19 protein-coding genes and 1 other RNA gene are annotated in these 21,643 nt (G+C 63.1%); 6 read left to right on the top strand and 14 right to left on the bottom strand.

All coding sequences use genetic code 11. From position 1 onward, the window contains the following. Both ACEWPL_RS12910 and ACEWPL_RS12915 read right to left on the bottom strand, forming a co-directional pair. Positions 1 to 318 carry an excinuclease ABC subunit A gene (locus ACEWPL_RS12910; protein WP_393931156.1) on the bottom strand — a complete coding sequence of 106 codons (318 nt, stop codon included), beginning with the start codon at positions 316 to 318 and terminating at the stop codon, positions 1 to 3. Between the two features lie 70 nt (positions 319 to 388). After that, entirely contained in the window at positions 389 to 766 is a 378-nt protein-coding gene (locus ACEWPL_RS12915; protein WP_393931154.1) for a rhodanese-like domain-containing protein, read from the bottom strand. 97 nt (positions 767 to 863) lie between these two features. On the opposite strand from ACEWPL_RS12915, the gene ACEWPL_RS12920 reads away from it, so the two are divergent. The 3 genes from ACEWPL_RS12920 to ACEWPL_RS12930 all read left to right on the top strand — a co-directional run bounded on the left by ACEWPL_RS12920 (position 864) and on the right by ACEWPL_RS12930 (position 3,813). Next, positions 864 to 1,592 carry a FadR/GntR family transcriptional regulator gene (locus ACEWPL_RS12920; RefSeq protein WP_393931152.1) on the top strand — a complete coding sequence of 243 codons (729 nt, stop codon included), beginning with the start codon at positions 864 to 866 and terminating at the stop codon, positions 1,590 to 1,592. A 124-nt stretch (positions 1,593 to 1,716) separates the two neighbouring features. After that, positions 1,717 to 3,051, top strand: coding sequence for an NAD(P)-binding domain-containing protein (locus ACEWPL_RS12925; protein ID WP_393931150.1), 1,335 nt, complete (start codon positions 1,717 to 1,719; stop codon positions 3,049 to 3,051). A 30-nt stretch (positions 3,052 to 3,081) separates the two neighbouring features. Continuing rightward, positions 3,082 to 3,813 (top strand): type 1 glutamine amidotransferase, encoded by a 732-nt coding sequence (locus ACEWPL_RS12930; RefSeq protein WP_393931148.1) that lies wholly within the window; start codon positions 3,082 to 3,084, stop codon positions 3,811 to 3,813. On the opposite strand, the gene ACEWPL_RS12935 is transcribed toward ACEWPL_RS12930, so the two are convergent. Both ACEWPL_RS12935 and ACEWPL_RS12940 read right to left on the bottom strand, forming a co-directional pair. Beyond that, positions 3,802 to 4,227, bottom strand: a complete 426-nt coding sequence (locus tag ACEWPL_RS12935) for a group II truncated hemoglobin (protein ID WP_393931146.1) — start codon at positions 4,225 to 4,227, stop codon at positions 3,802 to 3,804. The two genes, ACEWPL_RS12930 and ACEWPL_RS12935, sit on opposite strands and share 12 nt — an antisense overlap. Further along, positions 4,224 to 6,593 carry a trimethylamine N-oxide demethylase gene (locus ACEWPL_RS12940; protein ID WP_393931144.1) on the bottom strand — a complete coding sequence of 790 codons (2,370 nt, stop codon included), beginning with the start codon at positions 6,591 to 6,593 and terminating at the stop codon, positions 4,224 to 4,226. Before ACEWPL_RS12940 ends, ACEWPL_RS12935 begins: the two co-directional genes overlap by 4 nt. A gap of 104 nt (positions 6,594 to 6,697) precedes the next feature. On the opposite strand from ACEWPL_RS12940, the gene ACEWPL_RS12945 reads away from it, so the two are divergent. From ACEWPL_RS12945 to ffs, 3 genes are all read left to right on the top strand, one after another. After that, the gene (locus tag ACEWPL_RS12945) at positions 6,698 to 6,862 is read left to right on the top strand and encodes a cytochrome oxidase subunit III (protein WP_393931142.1); all 165 of its coding nucleotides are present in this window, start codon (positions 6,698 to 6,700) and stop codon (positions 6,860 to 6,862) included. Beyond that, entirely contained in the window at positions 6,862 to 7,704 is an 843-nt protein-coding gene (locus ACEWPL_RS12950; protein WP_393931140.1) for an EamA family transporter, read from the top strand. The genes ACEWPL_RS12945 and ACEWPL_RS12950 overlap by 1 nt, the downstream gene beginning before the upstream one ends. 92 nt (positions 7,705 to 7,796) lie before the next feature. Next, positions 7,797 to 7,895: signal recognition particle sRNA small type (gene ffs, locus ACEWPL_RS12955), an RNA gene on the top strand. Positions 7,896 to 8,200: 305 nt separating this feature from the next. Here ffs and ACEWPL_RS12960 read toward each other — a convergent pair. From ACEWPL_RS12960 to ACEWPL_RS13005, 10 genes are all read right to left on the bottom strand, one after another. Then, positions 8,201 to 8,929, bottom strand: coding sequence for a cupin domain-containing protein (locus ACEWPL_RS12960; protein WP_393931138.1), 729 nt, complete (start codon positions 8,927 to 8,929; stop codon positions 8,201 to 8,203). A 196-nt stretch (positions 8,930 to 9,125) separates the two neighbouring features. Beyond that, positions 9,126 to 11,693, bottom strand: a complete 2,568-nt coding sequence (locus ACEWPL_RS12965; RefSeq protein ID WP_393931136.1) for an oxidoreductase — start codon at positions 11,691 to 11,693, stop codon at positions 9,126 to 9,128. A 13-nt stretch (positions 11,694 to 11,706) separates the two neighbouring features. Continuing rightward, the gene (locus ACEWPL_RS12970; RefSeq protein ID WP_393931134.1) at positions 11,707 to 13,761 is read right to left on the bottom strand and encodes an oxidoreductase; all 2,055 of its coding nucleotides are present in this window, start codon (positions 13,759 to 13,761) and stop codon (positions 11,707 to 11,709) included. 10 nt (positions 13,762 to 13,771) lie between these two features. Further along, entirely contained in the window at positions 13,772 to 15,829 is a 2,058-nt protein-coding gene (locus tag ACEWPL_RS12975) for an oxidoreductase (RefSeq protein WP_393931132.1), read from the bottom strand. A 3-nt stretch (positions 15,830 to 15,832) separates the two neighbouring features. Further along, positions 15,833 to 16,507, bottom strand: coding sequence for a TetR family transcriptional regulator C-terminal domain-containing protein (locus tag ACEWPL_RS12980; protein WP_393931130.1), 675 nt, complete (start codon positions 16,505 to 16,507; stop codon positions 15,833 to 15,835). Between the two features lie 70 nt (positions 16,508 to 16,577). Next, positions 16,578 to 17,678: an ABC transporter ATP-binding protein gene (locus tag ACEWPL_RS12985; RefSeq protein WP_393931128.1), complete on the bottom strand. Its 1,101-nt coding sequence runs from the start codon at positions 17,676 to 17,678 to the stop codon at positions 16,578 to 16,580. After that, the gene (locus ACEWPL_RS12990; protein ID WP_393931126.1) at positions 17,675 to 18,496 is read right to left on the bottom strand and encodes an ABC transporter permease; all 822 of its coding nucleotides are present in this window, start codon (positions 18,494 to 18,496) and stop codon (positions 17,675 to 17,677) included. The genes ACEWPL_RS12985 and ACEWPL_RS12990 overlap by 4 nt, the downstream gene beginning before the upstream one ends. Next, complete coding sequence (locus ACEWPL_RS12995) at positions 18,493 to 19,428, bottom strand: ABC transporter permease (protein WP_393931124.1); 936 nt, start codon at positions 19,426 to 19,428, stop codon at positions 18,493 to 18,495. The genes ACEWPL_RS12990 and ACEWPL_RS12995 overlap by 4 nt, the downstream gene beginning before the upstream one ends. A 101-nt stretch (positions 19,429 to 19,529) precedes the next feature. Then, positions 19,530 to 20,651, bottom strand: a complete 1,122-nt coding sequence (locus tag ACEWPL_RS13000; protein ID WP_393931122.1) for an ABC transporter substrate-binding protein — start codon at positions 20,649 to 20,651, stop codon at positions 19,530 to 19,532. Between the two features lie 474 nt (positions 20,652 to 21,125). Next, positions 21,126 to 21,641 carry a protein-tyrosine phosphatase family protein gene (locus ACEWPL_RS13005; protein ID WP_393931120.1) on the bottom strand — a complete coding sequence of 172 codons (516 nt, stop codon included), beginning with the start codon at positions 21,639 to 21,641 and terminating at the stop codon, positions 21,126 to 21,128. Positions 21,642 to 21,643: the final 2 nt, after the last annotated feature.

Here is a 21,643-nt window from a genome sequence, read left to right on the forward strand (position 1 = left end):
TCAGTTCAAAATGGCACTTACGGCTCCGATCAGATCCAGAATTTCCTTGGTGTCGCGGTCGACGCGATAGACCTTGTCGCCCATCCGGTAATAGGTCTCATCGCGGTCCAGACCGTAGCGCCCCGGATTACGGATAAGGACATAATCACCCGACAGATAGTCGCCGCGCCCATGGATCTTCTTGGCCTGCCCAGGTGGCAGACAGCCGTTCTGCTTCTTGGCGAGGCCCGGCGGGCAACCCTTGGAATTTCCCGCCATTGCGGAAAGGGGCATGATCGACAGCATCGCTGCCGCTGCAATAAAAATGGTCTTTCGCATGATGGTCCTCCTGCGATGACAATGCCGTAGCGCGGCAAAAGGTTGCGTCCATCCGGGCGCGACCCTTGAGTCAATCGTCCTTGCGCATCTTCTTGGGCGCACCCGAAGCCATGTCGGTGCCGATATATTCCAACCCCGCTTCTTTCCACGCGGCAAGGCCACCCTCCATATGCGCGATGCGGTCGAACCCGGCGGCGAGGCATTGCTGCGCCGCCTTGCCCGAGCGGACGCCCGAGCCGCAATGGAGAACGATCCGCTTGGATTTCTGATCCGGCAGGCAGGCCGGGCGAAACTCCTGCAGCGCCATCAGCATCGCACCACTGATCCGCTCCAGCGCATGTTCCTGCGGGGTGCGCACATCTATCAGCACGAGATCGTCGCGCGCATCCGCAATTTCCTTGGGGGTCCACAGCTCGACCGGGCCGCTTTCGGTGTCTTCGGTTTTCATCTCAGGCTCCTTTGATTGAGCGCGCGTCGCAAATTCGCCGTTTGCGTGCGCAGTGCATTGTGTAAACTGGGGTCGACCGACGGAAAAGGAAACCCTCATGTCGCTGGCGCAACTCACACCCGCCTTCACCGCCCAGACCCAGACCCAGATGAGCGCGACGGTCCAGACCGTTGTCGATACGCTCTTCGGGCGCATCCGCAGCGGCGAATACGCGGTGGACGAACGCCTGCCCTCCGAGCGGATGCTGTCGTCAGATCTGGGCGTCGCCCGCAACACCGTGCGCGAGGCGCTGGAAGTGCTGGAGAGCCACGGCCTCATCCGCCGCCGCGCGGGCAGCGGCAGTTTCGTCAACCCGCAGACCGGCGGGGCGCCCGCCGCCTCGCATAGCGAAATCGCCGCGTCCTCCAGCCCGCTGGATCTGCAGGTGATCCGCGGCATCCTCGAGCCGGACATGGTGCGCCTAGCCGTGGTCAACATGCCGCCCCGCGATATCGAGGCCTTGGGCGAAATCCTAAGCGATATCGAGGCGGTGCACACCGATGCGGGCGCCTTCGTGCGCCATGAAGAGGCGTTCTACCGCAAGATCGCGGCCGGCACGGGAAATCCGCTGATCGCGGGTTGCTACGATCTGGTGCTGGATGCCTGCCGCCAGAGTTTCCGCACCGCGCAACTGCGCCGCCACCTGACCCCCGCGCGGATCGAGCAGTATCAAAAGCGCTACAACAGCCTCTTCAACGCCATTGCCGCGCGCGACACCGATGCCGCCGTCGAGTTCATCAAGCTGCACCTGATCGAGGAGCAGCGCCAGCTCTTGCAAGAGGGCTAGGCAGGCTCATCGAAACCACCCGGAAATGACCCAATTTTCTTGACTCCTGAGGATGCCGCCGATTGAATTGGTCCATACCAAATGAACCAACAATAAAACCGGTTTGAACCAACGGGAGACTTCCATGAAAAAACGTATCGCAATCCTCGGCGCCGGTCCCTCGGGCCTTGCACAGCTGCGTGCATTTCAGTCCGCGCAGGCCAAGGGCGAGGAGATCCCCGAGATCGTCTGCTTTGAAAAGCAGGACAATTGGGGCGGGCTGTGGAACTATACGTGGCGGACCGGCGTGGACCAATATGGCGAGCCGGTGCACGGCTCGATGTATCGCTACCTTTGGTCGAACGGTCCCAAGGAGGGTCTGGAATTCGCTGACTATTCCTTTGAAGAGCATTTCGGCAAACAGATCGCCAGCTATCCGCCCCGCGCGGTCCTTTTCGACTATATCGAAGGCCGCGTGAAAAAGGCGGGGGTGCGCGATTGGATCCGGTTCGAAACCACCGTGCGCCATGTCGAGAAGAAAGACGGCAAGTTCCACGTCACCGTCTGCGACCTGCCCAAGGATCACGAATACACCGAGGAATTCGATCACGTCATCTGCGCGACCGGCCATTTCAGCACGCCGAACGTGCCCGAATTCAAGGGCTTCGACAAGTTTCCGGGCCGCATCCTGCATGCCCATGATTTCCGCGATGCGGTCGAGTTCAAGGATCAGGACATCCTGATCATCGGCACCTCCTATTCGGCCGAGGATATCGGCAGCCAGTGCTGGAAATACGGCTGCAAATCCGTCACGGTCAGCCACCGCACCGCTGCAATGGGCTATAAATGGCCGGATAACTGGCAGGAAGTGCCGCTGCTGACCCATGTCGATGGCAAGACCGCGCATTTCAAGGACGGCACCACCAAAGATGTGGACGCGATCCTGCTTTGCACCGGGTATCAGCACCACTTCCCCTTCATGGAGGACGCGCTGCGCCTGCGCACGGTCAACCGCCTTGCCACTGCAGATCTCTACAAGGGCGTCGCATGGGTGCATGACCCGTCGATGTTCTATCTGGGCATGCAGGACCAGTGGTTCACCTTCAACATGTTCGATGCGCAGGCTTGGTGGGTGCGAGACGCGATCATGGGCAAGATCGCGATCCCCGGAAAATCCGAAATGGAGGCCGATGTCGCCGACCGCGTCAAACGCGAGGATGCGGGCGAGGATGACTACGACGCCATCTGGTATCAGGGCGACTACATCAAGGAGCTGATTGCCGAGACAGATTACCCCAGCTTCGACGTCGAGGGTGCCTGCAAGGCGTTCAAGGAGTGGAAAGGTCACAAGAAGCAGGACATCATGACCTTCCGCAACAACAGCTACAAGTCGGTGATGACCGGCACCATGGCGCCCAAGCACCATACGCCCTGGAAAGACGCGATGGATGACAGTCTTGAAGTCTACCTTCAGAACTGACGTCTGCGACGCCGTTGGATCAGGGCCCCAATGCGTGTCCTGATCCTCCAGCACACCGAGGGCGAGCATCCCGCCGCTTTCGCCGATCACATCATGGCGGCAGGCGACGAGCCGCATGTCGTGCATCTTTATCGGGGCGAGGCCATACCGGGCTTCGCCCCTTTCGATGCGATGCTGGTGATGGGCGGGCCGATGGATGTCTGGGAAGAAGACGCGCATCGCTGGTTGGTTCCGGAAAAGCGTGCCATCGCGGATTGGGTCCGCGGCGGGCGGCCTTATCTTGGCGTCTGCCTGGGCCACCAGCTGCTGGTCGAGGCGATGGGCGGCGCCTGCGGCAAGATGGCGGTTCCCGAAGTCGGCGTGATGCCGATGAAACTGACCGCGATGGGCCGGGCCGATCCGGTTCTGTCGCGGCTGCCCGCCGTGGCGGATGCGGGATTGCGTGTGATGCAATGGCACGGCGTCGAGGCCACGCGCCTGCCCGGCGATACCGCCGTTCTGGCCGAGAATGATTATTGTCGGGTGCAGGCCATCCGCGTCGGGCGCCGCGCCTGGGGCATGCAGTTCCATCCCGAAATCACCGACGATCTCTGCAGCTTCTGGATGAAGGACCCCGGAAACCGCGCCGCTGCGATCGCGTGGCTGGGCAGCGTTGCGGCCGCCGATCAATTCGCCGCCGACAGCGAGGCGCATGTGCCGACCGCGCTGCGCAATTCCGCTGCGTTATATGATGGGCTGAGAGCGGCGGCGCTAGAGAGCTGAGAGCCGCGCGCTGTGCTCGCCTACCACGTTGCCGTCATTGACAAGGATCAGCGCCACGCGCCGCAACGTCGCGCGGATGCGCTCGACATGCGCGCCGGAATGGCCCAGATCGGCCAGCGCGCGGTCCATCAGGGCCAGCCAGTTTTCAGCATCCTCGGCGGTGATGGGGATATGTTCGTGGATCAGCTTCACGTTCATGTGGCCGTGCAGTTCTTTGTAATACTGCCGCCCGCCAAAGAACCCGCAGAGAAAGTTGAACTGCTCAGCCCGCGTGGCGGCAATGCCGTGGCCATCCATATGCAGGCGCACGATCTGCGCGCCTTCAGGGCGCGCCTCGACCAGATCGTAGAAATGCTCGACAAGGCGTTTCAATGCGGCCTCGCCGCCCAGCTTGTCCAGCACTGTCTCGGTCATGATCGTGGACGCTCTTTCTTGGGATCGTATGCCGCGAAGGGTACCACGGTTGCGGGCAGACGTTTTTGATGTCCGTCAAGTTTGCCGACTTCGACCTCGGTCCCGAAGTCCGCATGGGTCACGTCCAGGCGCGCCAGCGCGATGTTCTTGCCCAGCAGCGGCGAAATCATCGAGGATGTCACCTCGCCGATCTGCGCGCGGCCGATATGGATGCAGTCGCCATGGCTTACCTGCACCTTGCTGTCGATCTCAAGGCCAACCATCTTGCGCACCGGATGCTCCTTGCGGCGGATCAGCGCGTCGCGCCCGATGAAATCATCCTCTTTCGACTTGAGCGGCACGGTAAAGCCGATGCCCGCCTCGAACGGATCGGTCTGGTCGGAGAAATCATAGCCCGCAAAGATCAGCCCAGCCTCGATGCGCACCATGTCCAGCGCCGAGAGGCCCATCGGCTTCAGCCCGAATTCCTGGCCCGCATCCCAGATCGCCTTGAAGATCTCGTCACAATCCTTGGGGTGGCACATCACCTCGTAGCCGAGCTCGCCGGTATAGCCGGTTCGGCTGACCACGAACGCCGTGCCGGTCTCGTTATGGAGGCGCGCGGGGGTAAAGCGGAACCAGCCCAGCTGATCGAACTCGGGATTATGCGGCGCGGTCCAGACCAGCTTGCGAAGGACATCGCGGCTGTTCGGCCCCTGAACGGCGACGTTCTGCAACTGGTCGGTGGAAGAGCGCACCAGCACCTTCAGGCCCAGCTTCTCGGCCTGCTCGCGGATCCATTCGCCGCCGTAATCCGTGCCGCCGATCCAGCGGAAATTGTCCTGCCCCAGCCGGAACACGGTGCCATCGTCGATCATCCCGCCATGCTCGTAGCACATTGCGGTATAGACCACGCCGCCCACGGCCAGCGTCTTCATGTTGCGGGTAAAGACATATTGGCAGAGGGCCTCGGCATCCGGGCCGGTGATCTCGAACTTGCGCAAGGGGCTGAGATCCATGATCGCGCAGGCCTTGCGGCAGGCCCAGTATTCCTCGATCGGGCCCGTCTCGGCATAATGTTCGGCCAGCCAATAGCCGTTGTACTCGATGAAATTGCGCGTCAGCTTGGCGAAATTGTCGTGGAATCCGGTTTCTTTGGTCATTTTCGCCTCTGAATCGGGTGTCGGACGGTAGGCTACCGACCGGCTGAATTTCTCGGTGCCGCTATAGGTGCGGATGTGAATATCGGTGGGGTTCCAGCCATTGGCGGCACTGGTGTCATCCGGGCAGGCCGAACTGACGCAGACCAGATCGGTCAGCGCGCGCAAGAGCACGTAATCACCGGGGCGCGACCACGGCTCGTCGGTATACATGACGCCGTGATCGTCGATGCTGGTGTTGAAAAAGAAGTTGATGGCCATCCAGCCGGGCCGCCCGCCGACATTGTAGCGCGCCAGCACGCGGTTGAAATTGTCCGAGCAGTTCACGTGGCCCGGATAGCCGATATCGTCGTAATACTTGGCCGAGCAGGCCAGCGCGAAGGCATCGTGCCGCCCGCAGGTATCCTGCACCACCTCGACCAGCGGCAGCATTTCCTGATCGTAATATTTCGCGTGCAGCCCCGGCATCGGGTAGGCATGGCTCATCAAGGTGCGCGTGGTAGTCACGTCCAGCGCGTGCTCGATCCCCTTGTCCAGCTTCGAGGCCGAGAAACACTCGAAATCCGTGCATTGGCGCCCGTCGACATCCTGGATCTGGATGTAGTCACCCGCCTTGACGAAATAGGCCTCGGCGGTGGCGCTGTGCACCCGGATGCTTTGCAGCGGCTCGGCCAGCGGGTCCGGCAACTCGAATTTGGCGTGGCGCTTGATCACGGCGCGGTGGACCATCACGGTCAGCGGCGTCACCGTATCCTGCGCTTCAAGGTCCATGGCATCGCCCGGCGCCGCGATGATCAGCACGCCGTCCCGCTCTACCGCGAAGTCCTGAGTGGCCTTGGCCGGAGTCCCTGCATCCCAGAACCGATGCGCGCGCGCCTTGGACAGATCCAGCCCGCGCGCCTCCAGCCCCATGCGCAGCCCCCGCAGCGATCGGTCGCTGACGCTCAGCAATGCCTTCAGCCCCGCCGCATCGCTATTGGGCGCGCCGCCGATGATGCCGGGGTCGATCACCCCGTTCTCATCCGCCGCGACGACCTCGCAAGGCTGGCCGCCCTCGTCATTGGTGATCGTGAACCGGTCGCCCGCCTCGATGCGAATCAGAATGGCGCCGCTGCCCTCGACGACATAGCGTTCGGTGCCCGGCGGCATCGAGAATACGCGCGGTTCAATTATTTTACTGGGGCGCGGCGGACCGGGCTGGACCCTGGCATAGATATCGTCGAGCATCGTCGCACCTCCCCAGAAGATGCAATGATTGCATCTGTGGAATATTTATTTACCTTCCAGAATATCGCGGAAGAGAGTTCCAAGCAACAAGAGCCTTTACCAATATGACCGATCATCAAATCAATTTCCTGGGATGGATCCTGTTCCTGATCTCCGCGGTGGGCTTCTGCATCGCCAGTATCGGCCATTTCTGGGCCATGTTCGGCTCAGTGTTCTTCCTCGTCGCGTGCATCGTGTTCATGATCCCCTTCTTTCGGCCGCCCGACTGATGGGCTCGCTGGTCTTCGGCCTCATCGCGGCGCTGTGCTGGGGCATCCACGACATTTGCGTGCGCTATGTCTCGCAGCGCGTCGGCATCCTGCCCGCACTCACGACGGTGCTGATCATCGGCACGCTGGTGATGGCACCCGCCGCATTTCTGGTCGGAGACTGGGGCGCGATGGGCTGGACGGCAAGCGCCCTTGCCATGGCCAGCGGCATTGCCTTCACGCTGGCCTATCTTGGGCTCTACAAGGCGTTCGAGATTGGCCCCGTGCGCCTTGTCGCGCCCATCATCGGCGCCTACCCGGTGCTCTCGGTCGGCTGGGCTGCCGCCGCGGGACAGACCGTCAGCGCGGATCAATGGCTGGCGGTGGGCGCGGTCATTGCGGGCGTTGCCATCGTGGGGCTGCTGACGGACGAGGCGGCCAGTAGCGGGAACAAGCGCGCAGCGATCATCTGGGCGATCCTCGGCGGCGCGGCCTTCGCCGCCACCTTCGCCCTCGGCCAAGCGGCGGCGCATGCGGGTAGCGAAGTGCCCGCGATCCTGATCACGCGCATCATCGCCGTGGGTATGGCGCTGATCCTCCTCGCTGCGTCAGGCGGCATCCGCTGGCCTGCACGCGGCGCATTGCCGCTTCTGGGCCTCATGGGCGTGCTCGACTGCATCGCGCTTGGCATCGTGATCGCGGCGGCGGGCATGGCGCGGCCGGAATTCGCATCCGTCGCCGCCTCGACCTTCGGCATGATCACCGTGATCCTTGCGTGGGCCATCCTGCGCGAGCGCATGACGCCAGGCCAATGGGGCGGCGTCTTGCTGACCTTCTCGGCCATCGGCTATCTCGCACTCTAGCGCTTTCACTGTTCCGGAAATGCTCCCGCCGCAGGCAGGCCGATCTGAGGCCCCCCCTTGCATCACCGCGCCATCCTGTCTATCTAGCGAACTGAGAGGTTGGCGCGGGCAGGCGCCTCGCCAACCCGGTCAGATCCGGAAGGAAGCAGCCGTAACGAGCCCCGCTTGGGTCGTTGTCCAGCCTCTCACCTTACCCTCCCCCTTTGAAATGAAACAATTGCCTTGCGAACAAGGCGCGTAGTCCTTTCTGAGGTTACGAAATTGGTTACAAACGGGCCGCCTGCGCGCGGGGATTGCCGGCAGCGCGTCGAACTTGTCGGTGCGCAAATCGACGTTTTTCGCAACCCCGGCAATCTCCTTACGCAGAGCTAGAAACGCTGGCTCGTGTCGCGGAGCGCGATGAAGGTGACTTTAGCGACAAACCGACAGCTCTACCAATCATCAACGCACAGCCGCCAGAGAATGCCCCTCCCCTCCGCATGTCTCGAAAGCATCCTCAGAACGAAACGTGTTTGCAAAATAGTAGGCGCGTAGAACTCGATGAATGCCATGCCATCGTGCCTCCAGCACGTATATGGGCGGTTTGTCCCTTTTCCAGCACATGCTGCTCGCCGCCCTCGCCCGAAAGTGTGAGACAGCCCGAGAGCACATGCACCAGCTGGTTGCAGAGGGATGGCATTGAAGGAATCCGCGTTTCTGACCAGTTGCTGATACCGACCTTCAGCGTCCCGGCGGCATTGAGGAAATGCACTTGTTCCGACACAAGCACCCCTTCAGAGAGCGCCTCGCCGTGCTCTAGTTCCGGCACGGTAATGCGCTTGAGCGACCTGTTTTGGGCCTCCTCAGGCACCGGGCCATCAAGGATCACGAAGAACTTGCGCAGGTAGCCCGGCTGTTTCCATTGACATTCGAACCCCTTGGGAATGACAAATGCGTCGCCCGGCGCGATGGTGACCTCGGTGCCGTCCGGCATGGCCATGACCAACGTGCCTTCGAGGATCAGCATGAACTCGTCGACCCCGTAAGGGCCCATCTTTTCGGTCTGGGCCGTGCAATCCCAGACGCCGGAGAGGTATCCGCTATCCTCCTCCTCGTAATAGACATGCCCGTGCTGGACCGGTTCGCCCGAGACGAGGGACGCGGGATCGATCGGATCCCACTCGGTCATGCCGGTCCCCTCGGGCCCGTGCTCGTTGAACCGGGTGATGATAGCGCTCTGCGTCATTGTCTGGCTCCTGATGTTGTGGTCGTCGTCGCTGCGGGTTGGTGGCGCCGCAGCATTACCTTGTGTCGCGCGTCGCAACTGGCGCAGGACGCTTGCGGTGCGGCCTGCTGTGATGTGGTCGGCCACGCGCCAAGCGCGGCCACCGCCCCGGCGGCAATCGCCGCGCCGGTCAGCGCGGCGGCCAGCCGCCGCGGTCTCATGGCGATCCGGTTTCGAGATAGCGCTGCATCGGTGCCGCGCTTTGCGGATCGCCGGCGGCCTCACGCTCGAGAAAGTCGATGGCCGCGGTTTCATGGGCCGTCAGCACCTTAAGGGCAGGCAGATCCTCGGCCGGGGCCATCGCCTCAAGCCGCGCGAAATCGTCCATATAGGCCGGAAAGCTCTTGCGCATCTCGGCGATCAGGCTGTCCCAGTCCGCGCTCGCGCTCTCGGCCTGCGCACGTCCCGTGCGGTGCAGCCCTTCGGCATCGCGCGGCACAAGCCCGTGTTTCAGCAAGAGCGGGTGCACCGCCGCCGCCGCGTAAGTTTCGACATCGGCCATGAGGCGCATCTTGTCGCGATGCTCGGGGGCGTCCAGCCGCTCGGCGATAGCCGCGAAATAGGCCTCGCCCTCGATTTCCTCCTCGTAATAGAGCTGCAAGGTCTCCAGGTATTCGCGGCTGGCCGCGCCTTGCCCGCCTGCCAGATGCCGGCCCTCGGGTGTGGCACCCACGTCGACGCGGTCATGCTTCAGCGGCATGTCGACATCCTGCGGCGCATCGAGATTCCGCGCATAGCGGTGCCCGGCATAGACGGCGGCGGCGACGATCGCGGGTGCCTCGCAATCGCCGATCCGCGTCAGGGTGAAAGGCAGCTTGGCCGCGTCGCCCTCCGCGGTTTCCAGAAGCTCGTGGTAGAGCGCATCATTTGGCGCGCGCTGGGTGACCATCACCACGCTCGCGACGGGCAGCAGCTTTTCGGCGCCGGTATATTGGCAGGTCAGCGCCGCCTCGGTGCCGTCGAAGCGGGTCAAAGCGTGCGAGACCTCGATCCCAACGCCCATTGCCGCCAGATGGCTGCGCACGCGCCAACGCTCGGTCGTGTTGGACGCCCAGGGCGAGATGACGTCCGAAGGCGTGCAGATCGTGACCTCGGCACCGTCGCTGCGCAATTTCTCGGCGATGACGCCGCCGAGGTAGTAGCCATCCTCGTCATAGACCAGCACCGGGCCAGAGGGCCGGACACCGTCCATGATGTCGTCGGCGGTCAGGATCTCGGGCGAGGTGCCGGCCGCGGCGACGGACACGTAGGTCCGGCCGTCGAACCGCTCCTTGCGCCAATGCGCGCCGGTGGCGATGGCAACGTGATCGGCGCCCACGTCCATCACGTCCTGCGCGCCCAGACGGCTTTCGCGAAAGATATCGACATTGGGCAGATCCAGAAGCTGCTGCGCGCGGTAATCACGCACGCGGGCATATTCGCTGAGCCCCGGCAGGGCCGACTCGCGCGTGACGCGCCCGCCGATCTCGCTGCGCGCCTCGGCCAGCGTCACCTTGTAGCCGCGCTTGCCCAGCGCATGCGCTGCCTCCAGGCCCGCCGGGCCCGAGCCGACCACCAGAACAGATGCGTCCGAGCCCTTTTCGGCAATCTTCTCGGGGTGCCAATCCTTGCGCCACTCCTCGCCCATGGTGGGGTTTTGTGTGCAGCGGATGGAGACGCCCAGGCTGTCGCCCGAGTAACAGATGTTGCAGCCGATGCACTCGCGGATGTCCTCGATACGGCCCTCCTCGATCTTCTTCGGCAGGAACGGATCGGCGATGGAGGGGCGTGCGGCGCCGATGAAATCGGTGATCCCGCGCTTCAGCTGGCCGACCATCGTATCGGGCGAGGTAAAGCGGCCCACGGTCACGACAGGCTTTGTCGTCATGGATTTGATGAAGCTCATATAGGGCTCAAGCGCGGTGTCGGCGGTAAAGCGCGACACGCCCATCTCGACGCCGTAGTCGGCGATGTTGATGTCCCAGAGGTCCGGCAACTCGGCCAGAAGCGAGAACATCTCGCGGCGCTCGCCCTCGATGGGGATGCCGTCCTCGCCGATCCGCTCATCGGCGGCAAAACGCACGGCCACGCCGCAGCGATCGCCGACGGCGTCCTTGGTCTCCTCGATCAGCTCGCGCACGAGGCGCACGCGGTTTTCCAGGCTGCCGCCGTATTCGTCGCTGCGTGTGTTGATGCGCGGATCGAGGAAATTGGAAAGAAGATAGGTATGCGTCGCATAGACATATACGATGTCGAAGCCCGCATCGCGCGCCCGCAGCGCCGCCTTGCGGTGCCAGCGGCGCAGGTTGCGGATATCGGTCTTGTCCATGGCGCGGGTCTGGAACGGGTGCCCAGGCCCGTTGGGCAGGGAGGCCACATCCATCGCAACCTCGCGCGTCAGCAGGTTGCTGGTGCGGGCACCGCCATACCACAACTCGGCCCCCGCCAGCGCGCCATGCGCGTGCACCTTTTCAGTCATCAGCGCATGGGCGCGAATGTCGCTGTCATCCCAGAGCGAAGCCGACAGGTGGGGTGTGTCGTCCGACGACGGATGGATCGAATTGTATTCGGTGCAGACCACGCCCCAGCCGCCCTCGGCCTTGACCTCGCGCATGGCCGCCAGGGTGCGGGGCCGCGTATAGCCCATGCCGGTGCAATGCGGCACCTGATAAAAGCGGTTCTTGGCCGTGACGGGGCCGATCTGCATCGGCTCGAACAGTGCATCATATCGTGGATCGCGGGCCATGTCGTGTCTCCTGTCAGGGCTGCGCCGGATCGCCGGGCGCAAGGAATTGTCGGCGGAAGGGAACGCCGTCATCCGGCGCAGCGCCGGCCTGCCGTGCATAGCGGTGTCCGCTATGCACCGCTGCGGCAATGGTGGCGGGGGCAAGGCAATCGCCGATCCGGGTCAGGGATTTCAGGCCCTTTTTCTCCAGCGCGGCATAAAGGTCATCGACCGGGACGCGCATCGTCACCAAGACGCTCGCTGCACAGTCCAGCGTCTCGGCCGCGCCGGAATAGATGCATTCCAGATCGGCCGCACCCTTGCGAAGCGCGGTCAGGTTCCGCGCGGTGACAATGCGCACGCCAAGCTCGATCAGGCGGGCCTGAATGACGTGCTGCTCCAGAGTGTTATGCGTCCAAGACGCGACCTCGGCGGCGGGGGTGACATAGATCACCTCGGCTCCGGTGCCGCGCAGCTTTTCGGCCATGACCGAGCCCATGTAGTAATGGTCGTCATCAAAAACGAGCACCGGCCCCTCGGGCGCGGCACCGTCCATGACATCATCGGGGGTCAGGACCACCGCGCCTTCTTCGATGTCGATGACGGACGGATTGGCCCGGCCGACGCCATCGGCGGTCCATTTCGCGCCGGTGGCCAGAACGACGTGATCGGCGCCGAATTCCATGACCTCCTGCGCGCTCAGCGCGCTTTCGAGATAGCAATTCACGTTGGCAAGCTGACTGATCTGATAGCTGCGGTAGTCCGCGACGCGGCCCCATTCGGCAAGGCCCGGCAATTCGCGCTCGCGCGCCACGCGCCCACCCAGCGAACTGCCCGCCTCGGCTAGCGTCACGTCATAACCGCGCCGTCCCAGCGACAGCGCCGCCTCAAGCCCGGCAGGACCGGCGCCGACGATCAGGTAGCGCGCGTCCTCGGTCTTCTCGGCGATACGCTCGGGGTGCCAGCCGCTGCGCCATTCCTCGCCCATGGTGGGATTCTGGGTGCAACGGATGGGCACGCTGTGATGGTCGCCCGAGACGCAGATGTTGCAGCCGATGCATTCGCGGATATCCTCGATCCGGCCCTCCTCGATCTTCTTGGGCAGAAACGGATCGGCAATCGAGGGCCGCGCCGCCCCGATGAAGTCCAGCACGCCGTTCTTGATGAGCGAGACCATCGCATCGGGGCTTGTATAGCGCCCGACGCCGACGACGGGCTTGCTGGTGACCTGCTTGACGAACGAGACGTAATCATCCTGGTAACCCTGCGCCTTGAACCGCGAGGTGGCGCTGTCGTTCTCCCAAGCGCTGAGGTTCACATCCCAAAGATCGGGCAACTCGGCCAGCATTTCGACCAGATCGCGCCCCTCTCCGTCGCTGGTAAAACCGGCGTCTCCCATCAGCTCTTCGACGGCAAAGCGCAGCGCCACGCCGCAGCGGTCGCCGACCGCCTCCTTGGTATCCTCCAGCACCTCGCGCAGCAGGCGCGCGCGGTTTTCCAGGCTGCCGCCATATTCATCGCTGCGGTGATTGCGCTGGCGCGACAGAAAATGCGAAATCGTGGACAGCTGATGGCCCGCATAGACATAGACGATGTCAAAACCCGCATCCCGCGCGCGCAGGGCCGCCGTGCGGTGCCATTTGCGCAGGGCGCGGATGTCGCTCTTGTCCATGGCGCGGGCTTGTAGTGGATCAGGCAGCGCGATGGGCGCATGCGACGGCGCCATCGGCGGCAAGCGGCTGTAGCGGTTGGCGGCCATCAGTCCGGCATGGTTCAGCTCGGCGCCCGCTAGGCTGCCGAATTCGTGAATGCCCTCGCACATGCGCGCCAGCACCGGCATGTCGCGATCATCCCAGAGCCGCCCGCCCGACCAAGGCGCATGTTCAGCGGTCGGGTGGATCTCGATCTCTTCGGTGCAGATCACCGCCCAGCCGCCCTCGGCCTTGGTGCGGCGCATCTCGGCCATGCTCTCGGGATAGACGCGGCCCATGCCGTTGCAATGGGGCACCTGGTAAAAGCGGTTGCGCGCCGTCACCGGGCCGATCTTGACCGGCTCGAACAGGCAATCGTATCGCGGATCGCGTGTCATGCGGCCTCCTTCATGCCAGCGCGGGCAATTCGCGGCGGAAGGGCGTGCCCTCTGCCGCAGGCTCGCCCAGCTCGCGCGCGTATCGGTGCCCGGCATAGATCGAGGCCGCGATGGTGCCCGGCGCCAGGCAATCCCCGATCCGCATCAGCGTCTTCGGCATGGCCGCCCCCTCCTCGCCCAGCGCGGCAACCTCGTGATAAAGCGCATCCTCAGCCTCGCGCATCGTCACCAGAACGGCGGTGCCGCAGGCAATCTCATGGGTCTTGTCGGTATAGACGCATTCCAGCCGCGCGTGATCCGCGCCCAGCGCCGCGAGGTTGTGCAACGCCTTGATCGTCACGCCCATTTCCATCAGACGGATCTGGATGCGCTCCTGCTCCATCGTGTTGTGGGTCCAGTGCGAGACGTCCGCGAGCGGCGTCACATAGGTCACGTCATGCCCCTCGCCGCGCAGCTTTTCGGCCAGGATGCCGGCCATGAAGTAGTAATCATCGTCGAATATCACCACCGGCCCCTCAGGCGTCTTACCGGCCATGATATCGTCGGGCGTCATGATCCGCGCGCCATCCTCGGCCGGAATTCCCTGCCGGTTGGTGCGCCCGATCCCGTGCGCCGCCCAGTGCGATCCGGTGGCGATAGCCACATGATCGGCCTCGAATTCCAGCACCTGCGCTGCGGTCAGTCGGCTTTCCAGATAGAGCGAGACATTGGGCATCTGGCTGATTTGGTAGTCGCGGTAATCCACCGCGCGCTTCCACTGGGCAAGGCCCGGCAGGCGGCTGACACGGGTGGCGTGGCCGCCCACCTCGCTGCCCGCCTCGGCCAGCGTCACGTTATAGCCGCGCTTGCCCAATGCATGTGCTGCCTCAATCCCGGCAGGGCCGGACCCGACGACCAGCACGGCTTCTTCAGCCGATTTCCGAGCGATCTTCTCGGGATGCCAGCCGCGGCGCCATTCCTCGCCCATGGTGGGGTTTTGCGTGCAGCGCAGCGGAACGCAGAGAAAATCGGCGGTCACGCAGATGTTGCAGCCGATGCATTCGCGGATGTCCTCGATGCGGCCCTCCTCGATCTTCTTGGGCAGGAACGGGTCGGCGATGGAGGGGCGCGCGGCACCGATGAAATCCAGCACGCCTTTCCTGACCAGCGAGACCATCGTGTCGGGCGATGTAAACCTGCCCACGCCGACCACCGGCTTGGAGGTGACGCCCTTCACGAAAGAGATGTATTCGTTCTGAAACCCTTCCTCCGAGAACCGCGAGGTGGCGCTGTCATTCTCCCAGCCGCTGACGTTGACGTCCCAAAGGTCCGGCATTTCGGCCAGCATCTCGACGATCTCGCGGCCCTCGGCATCTGCCGTGAGGCCGCCCGCGCCCTTCATCTCGTCCACCGCCAAACGGATGGCCACGGCGCAGGTGTCGCCGACGGCCTCTTTCGTGTCCTCCAGAACCTCGCGCATCAGGCGCACACGGTTTTCCAGGCTGCCGCCGTATTCGTCCATCCGGTCGTTGCGGTCGCGTGTGAGGAAATGCATCAGCGTGGTCATGTCGTGGCCCGCATAGACATAGACGATGTCGAACCCCGCCTTCTTGGAGCGCAGAGCCGCGTCGACATGCATCTTGCGAAACGCCTTGATATCGGCCTTGTCCATGGCGCGCGATTGAACAGGTTCCAGCAGGTCGATGGGACGGGCCGAGGGGCCGAGGGGCACCTCGCGGCTGTAATTGTTCGCCGCCCCCATGCCCAGATGCGCCAGCTCGATCCCCGCAAGCGCACCGTGCACGTGCACACGCTCGCACATGCGGGCGAGGGCCGGAATATCGCTGTCGTCCCAAAGCCGCGCCTCGATCACGCCGCTCAGCTCGGAGCTGTGATGAATCTCCGCCTCTTCGGTGTTGACCACGCCCCAGCCACCCTCGGCCTTGATGCCGCGCATCTCGGCGATGCTGGAGGGATACTGGTGACCCATGCCGTTGCAATGGGGCACCTGGTAGAACCGGTTGGGCGCGGTGACGGGGCCGATGCGCACCGGCTCGAAAAGGATGTCGTAACGGGGATCGCGTGTCATGGGTCAGTCTTCCAGAAGTTGGGGGTCGAAGGTGGCGGCATGCTGCGGGAACGTGGCAGCGAGATAGGCGCGCACGCGGCGCATGGCGTCCTGACGGGTGAAAACCTTGGGATAGATCAGAATGTTCAGGCAGAACCCGTCATAGAGCGCCTCGAGCGTGGCCGAGATCTCTTCGGGGGCGATGCGCTCATAGCCGCCCTCCTCAATGATCCGGCGGCAGAGCCCGATCGAAATCTCGATTCGCTGCCCGTCCATCTCGGACATGATCGCCCGGTAGGCCTCGCGGTTCGCCGCCTCGCCGTAGAAGGCGAACCAGACGGTCAACTTCTTGCGGTTGCAGATGCTGGGATGGAAATGCGCATCGACGATGGCCAGCAGCTTGGCAGCGGGATCCAGTTCGGCATTGTTCACGCTTTTCTGCCACTGGGCGTGATGCTCCTGCCCCAGATAGCGCAGCGTCTCCTCCAGCAGCGTCTGCTTGGTCTGGAAATGGAAATTGACCGTGCCGGTCGACAGGCCAGCAAGACTTGTTACCGTGGGCGTCGTGGTGCCGGTGATGCCGTATTTCGAAATCGAGGTGATCGTCGCGTCGATCAGTTGCTGGCGACGGACCTCCTTGCGGGCGGTCCGGCCGACTTCGCTGTTGAGTTTTGCCGCCGCGGCGGTTGGCTTGATCATCGCCCTGTCCGTATGTTGCCCGCGCCCGGATGAGAACGGGGATAGGTGTTTTCAGCCTCCGACATGGGACTCAATCGTCTCGCAGCAGCACGACCGATGCCCGGCTCCAGGTCAGCCAGACCTTACCTTTCTCGGGGCTGGGCAACGACGCATGTTCGCGGTTCTGCGCCGAGACGGCGACTGGCTGCTCGCGCCCGTCCAGCGAGACGAAGAAGTGACTGCGCTCGCCCAGATAGGCGGTGTTGACCAACTGCCCCTCGACGGCGCCGTCCTCCCCGGCAGGCCGCTCGGGGCTGATTTCCAGCTTTTCGGGGCGGATCGCCGCCTGCACACGCTCGCCCTCGGTGAAGTGGCGCGTGCCCTGATCGCCCGCGTCGATGCGCCCCAATCCTTCGGCCTCGACAATGACGGATCCGCCCGAAACCTCACTGACGCGGGCGTCAAAGAAATTCATCGTGCCGATGAAGGACGCCACCTGCCGGCTTTGCGGACGCTCGTAAAGGCCGGTGGGCGTGTCGAGTTGCAGCACCCTGCCCTGCGACATCACCGCGATGCGGTCCGACAGGGTCAGCGCCTCTTCCTGGTCATGGGTGACAAAGACAAACGTGATGCCGACGGTGCGTTGAAGATCGCGCAGCTCCAGCTGCATCTGCTCGCGCAGCTGCTTGTCCAGCGCGCCCAGAGGCTCGTCCAGCAGCAGCACCTTGGGCCGCAGGATCAGCGCGCGGGCAAGCGCGATGCGCTGGCGCTGGCCGCCCGACAGCTCATTCGCCTTGCGATCACCGTAGTCGGGCAGCTTGATCAGATCCAGCATCTCATCGACCATCTCGGCTCGGCGGGCCTTGCTCAGCCGCTGCTTGCGCAGACCATAGGCGATGTTGTCGCGCACGTTGAGATGCGGGAAAATCGCGTAGTTCTGGAACACCATGTTCACCGGGCGCATGTGCGGCGGCACGTCCGACATCTCGTTCCCGTCGATCTTCAGCTCGCCCGAGCTGGTATTCTCGAACCCGGCGAGGATCCGCAGCAAAGTCGTCTTGCCACAGCCCGACGAGCCCAGAAGCGAGAAGAATTCGCCATGTCCGATATCCATCGAGATATCGTCGAGGGCCTGGAACTTTCCGAAATACTTGTCGACGTTCCGGATCGAGATGAAGGCTTGGTCGCTCACGTTTCGCCCCTTTTCAATGCTTTGATCTGAACATCCCGGTTGACCCACTGGCTGATGAAGACAATGACGAACGACGCCGCGATGATGATCGACGACAGGGCCAGGATGGACGGGAATTCCTGCGGAAAGCGAAGCTGACCCCAGATATACATCGGCAGCGTCGGCTCGGTCCCGCTGAGGAAGAACGCCATGATGAACTCGTCGAATGAGACGGTGAAAGTCAGCATCAGACTGGCCACCACGCCCGGAAAGACCATCGGCAGCGTCACGCGCCAGAACGTCCAGAGCGCGTTCTCGCCCAGATCCGCCGACGCCTCTTCGATCGAGCGATCGAAGCCCTCAAAGCGCGGGATGAGCGTGGCGATCGAAAACGGCAGACAGATGATCAGATGCCCCATACCGACAGTATAGAGAGACAGCGGCACACCCAGCCGGCTGAACAGCACCAGGAGCGCCACGCCAAAGATGATCAGCGGCACGACGAGCGGCAGCATGATGAAACCCACGATAGGCCCCCGCCCCGGCAGCCGGTAGCGTGTGATCGCCTTGGCGGCGAAGACGCCCAACAGCGTCGACAGGATCGACACGCTGACCCCGATCTTGACGCTGTTCATCAGCGCGTTCCAGACCGGCTCGCGCTGGAAAAGGTCGCCATACCATTCCAGGGTGAATCCCGTCAGCGGAAACTTGACGTAGATCGAGTCGTTGAAGCTGAACAGCGGCAGGAAGAGCACCGGCACGTAAAGGACGATCAGAAAGACCGCCGCGTAGAGCTGAAGGGGCCTGTTCGGCCGCCTGATATATGATCCTGAGCTCATAAAATTCGCTTTCTGACAAAGAGGGTCAGCACGATGAAGGCCGCGCAGATCGCCGCGATGCACAGCATCAAGGAGATCGACAGCGCCGCCCCCATCGGCCAATTGTTGATCGCGCCGAACTGCTTCTGGATCAGGTTGCCGATCATGGTGCCGTCAGGCCCGCCCAAAAGCGCGGGGGTGATGTAATCGCCGGTCGTCGGAATGAAGATGAGCAGGCTGGCCGAGATCACGCCGGGCAGCGACAGCGGCAGTGTCACGCGCAGGAACCGCATCACCGGCCCGTCGCCGAGGTCTGTCGCCGCCTCCAGCAGCGAGCGGTCGATCTTCTCCAGCGAGACGTAGAGCGGCAAGATCGCAAAGGCGGCCCAGGCGTGGGCCAGCGTGATCACGACCGCGGACTGGCTGTAGAGCAGGAATTCCAGCGGGGCATCGATCAGTCCGACCGACATCAGCGCCGAATTGATCACCCCCTCGTATCCCAGCACCACTTTCCAAGCGAACACGCGCAAAAGGTAGCTGGTCCAGAACGGGAGCGTCATCAGCACAATCCACATCATCTTGTTTCGGTGGACGTGGAAGGCGACATAATACGCCATCGGATAGCACAGGATGACCGTCGCGACGGTCGCCAGCCCCGAGATGTAGAGCGAGCGTTCGAGCAGGGCCCGATAGATCGGCCGGTCCAACATGTCGCGGTAGTTCGCCAGCGTCCAAGTCGTGTCGAAATCGAAGCCGGACTGGGTCCAAAAGCTCATCACCACCAAGATACCGAAGGGGATGAGGATGATGACGCCCATGAAGATCAGCGTCGGCGACAGCAGAGCGTAGCCGCGGAGCGCTTCCGATCGGTGCATCATCCTGGTGATGATGCCGGGGCGCTTTTGCGACGCGGAGCTGGACGTGTCGAAATCCTGGAGGATCTGCTCACTCATGAGGGTATGCGCCTCGTCTGGGATGCGGGGAGGACGTGTCCGCTCCGGCGCAAGGCCGGAGCGGTGGTTTTGCAATTGAAGCGGTAATGAACGGCAAGGCTTTAGAAGCCTGCCTTGATCTCTTCAAAGAGGCCGTTCATCTTGGTTTCCCATTCTTGGGACTGCGGGACCTGGAAATGGCCGGCTTCCAGTACTTCCTGCGGATTCTTGCTCAATCCCAGACCGGCCAGCATCTCCTCATCGAAGGAATCGAACGCCTTGGCGTTGGCATGGCCATAGCCGTAATCGTTGATCATGAACTTGCCCGCCTCGACACTGAGGAGCGAGTCGATCACCTCATACGCCTTTTCCAGATGGGGCGCGTCCTTGTGGATCATCAATCCGCACACCCAGGTCAGCGCGCCTTCCTTGGGATCGGCAAATGCAACCGGCACGCCCTCGGCCTTGAGCAGAGCCGCCGACGAGGCCCACGTCATCGCCGCGACCATCTCGCCCGATGACAGCGCCTGTTCAAGCGTGGTGGTGTCGTCGGTGTAGGTGCGGATCAGCGGGCGCTGCTCGCGCATGACGGCGGCGATCTTTTCGAAGGCTTCGGGCGTGTCGATATTCTCGAAATCGACGCCGGCCTTGATCGCGCCGCACCACCAGGCATCCCCGCCCGAGGCCAGACTGCCCAGACGGTTCTTGTAGCGCTCGTCCCAGAGCATGTCCCAGCTTTCCTCGCCTTCCAGCTCGAAAAGGTCGGTGCGATAGGTGATCGAGGTCTGCCCCCAATCAAACGGCGCCAGCCAGATATTCCCGTTCTCGGCCTCGTTGCCGGTCAGATCCACGAGACCCGGCAGCACGTCGGGCCAATTGCTGAGGCGCGAGGGGTCGATCGGCTGGAAAAGGCCACTTTGCACCCAGCGCGGCAGGCCCGAATTGCAGGGGTGCGACACATCCACGACAAAGCCGCCGCGCATCTTGGTCAGCGCCTCTTCGGAGCCGCCGAAGGTGGCGAAATCGGGCAGCGCGCCGTTCTTTTCCTTGTACTCGCCAAAGAGCTCGGGGATGTCATAGCCGCCCCACGTGAAAAACGTCGCCTGCGCATCCTGCGCACCGGCCATCCGCGCGCCCATCGGCACCGCAGTCACGCCAATACCCGCCGCCAGCAGCGAGCGTGTAAAAGCGCGGCGGCTCAGCTTGCCTTCCTTCATTGATCCCAGTTGGTCGAGAACGTCCATTTCCATCTCCCTGATGTGACTGGCCAGGCTCTTTGCCGGTACCTTCGATCCTTCCCGATCGGCCTCCGCCATGATTGGCGCACGAATACCCGCTACGCCGAAGCAATGATCATGCGCAGCAATACGCTTAAGAAAAAGAGGTTATTGAAACCTGCACTAAATGATCATTCATTCAACAATGGAATCAGATGCGGCATTCTGTCAAGGTTTAGATAAGCACGGCCAAAAGGGGGCACCCGCTCGGCCTAGCAAGTGGCAGGCGGCGCTGCGACGGGATATGAACGGTTACGATCCCATCCGGCTGAGGTAATGCGAGTGATCAAGATCGGCGAAGACGAACGACAGCATGTAGCGGTCGCCCAACCAAATTGACGAAACGTAAATTGATCCAATTCCAAGATCGGTCACATGGTTACAAAACAACTCGCAAGATATTGCTTTATATAACCTAATGCTGCGTTCCGGCCTCTCACCTCATCCCTTCTCTCCCGTCCCGGCGCCCGGTCCGGCGCCTTGCAGGGCCCAGCGCATCTGGGCCTTCGTCTCGACGGCGCAGGGACGCACGGTGCGCAACCGCGCCAGAGCGGCACCGCTCGGCTCGCCCGCCTCGGTCATCAGACGCAGCGCCGCCATCCCCGAACGTCCGCAGCCACCCCGGCAATGGATGAGAACACGTCCGCCACCGCGCAGGGCGGAGAGGGCCGTCGGCGCCGCCTTGCGCCATATCACCATCCCGGGGGCATCCGGCACACCGTAATCCGGCACCGGCACATGCACCCAGCGCGCGCCCAGCCCGACAACGGTGCGGCCCAGATCGCCCGCGCCCACGGCGACCATCTCGGGCAGCTCAGTCAGGGTGATCACCATCGAGGGCCGCCAATCGTCCAGATGAGTCATGTCGGCCTCGTATTCACCGCCCGCACCCGGCAGGGGTGCGATGGCAAGGATACCGCGCAGCACCGGCAGGGCGTGAAGGACAAAGCCCGTCATCC

This window comes from Roseovarius roseus (assembly GCF_043355935.2).
In the GTDB taxonomy this organism is placed as follows: domain Bacteria; phylum Pseudomonadota; class Alphaproteobacteria; order Rhodobacterales; family Rhodobacteraceae; genus Roseovarius; species Roseovarius roseus.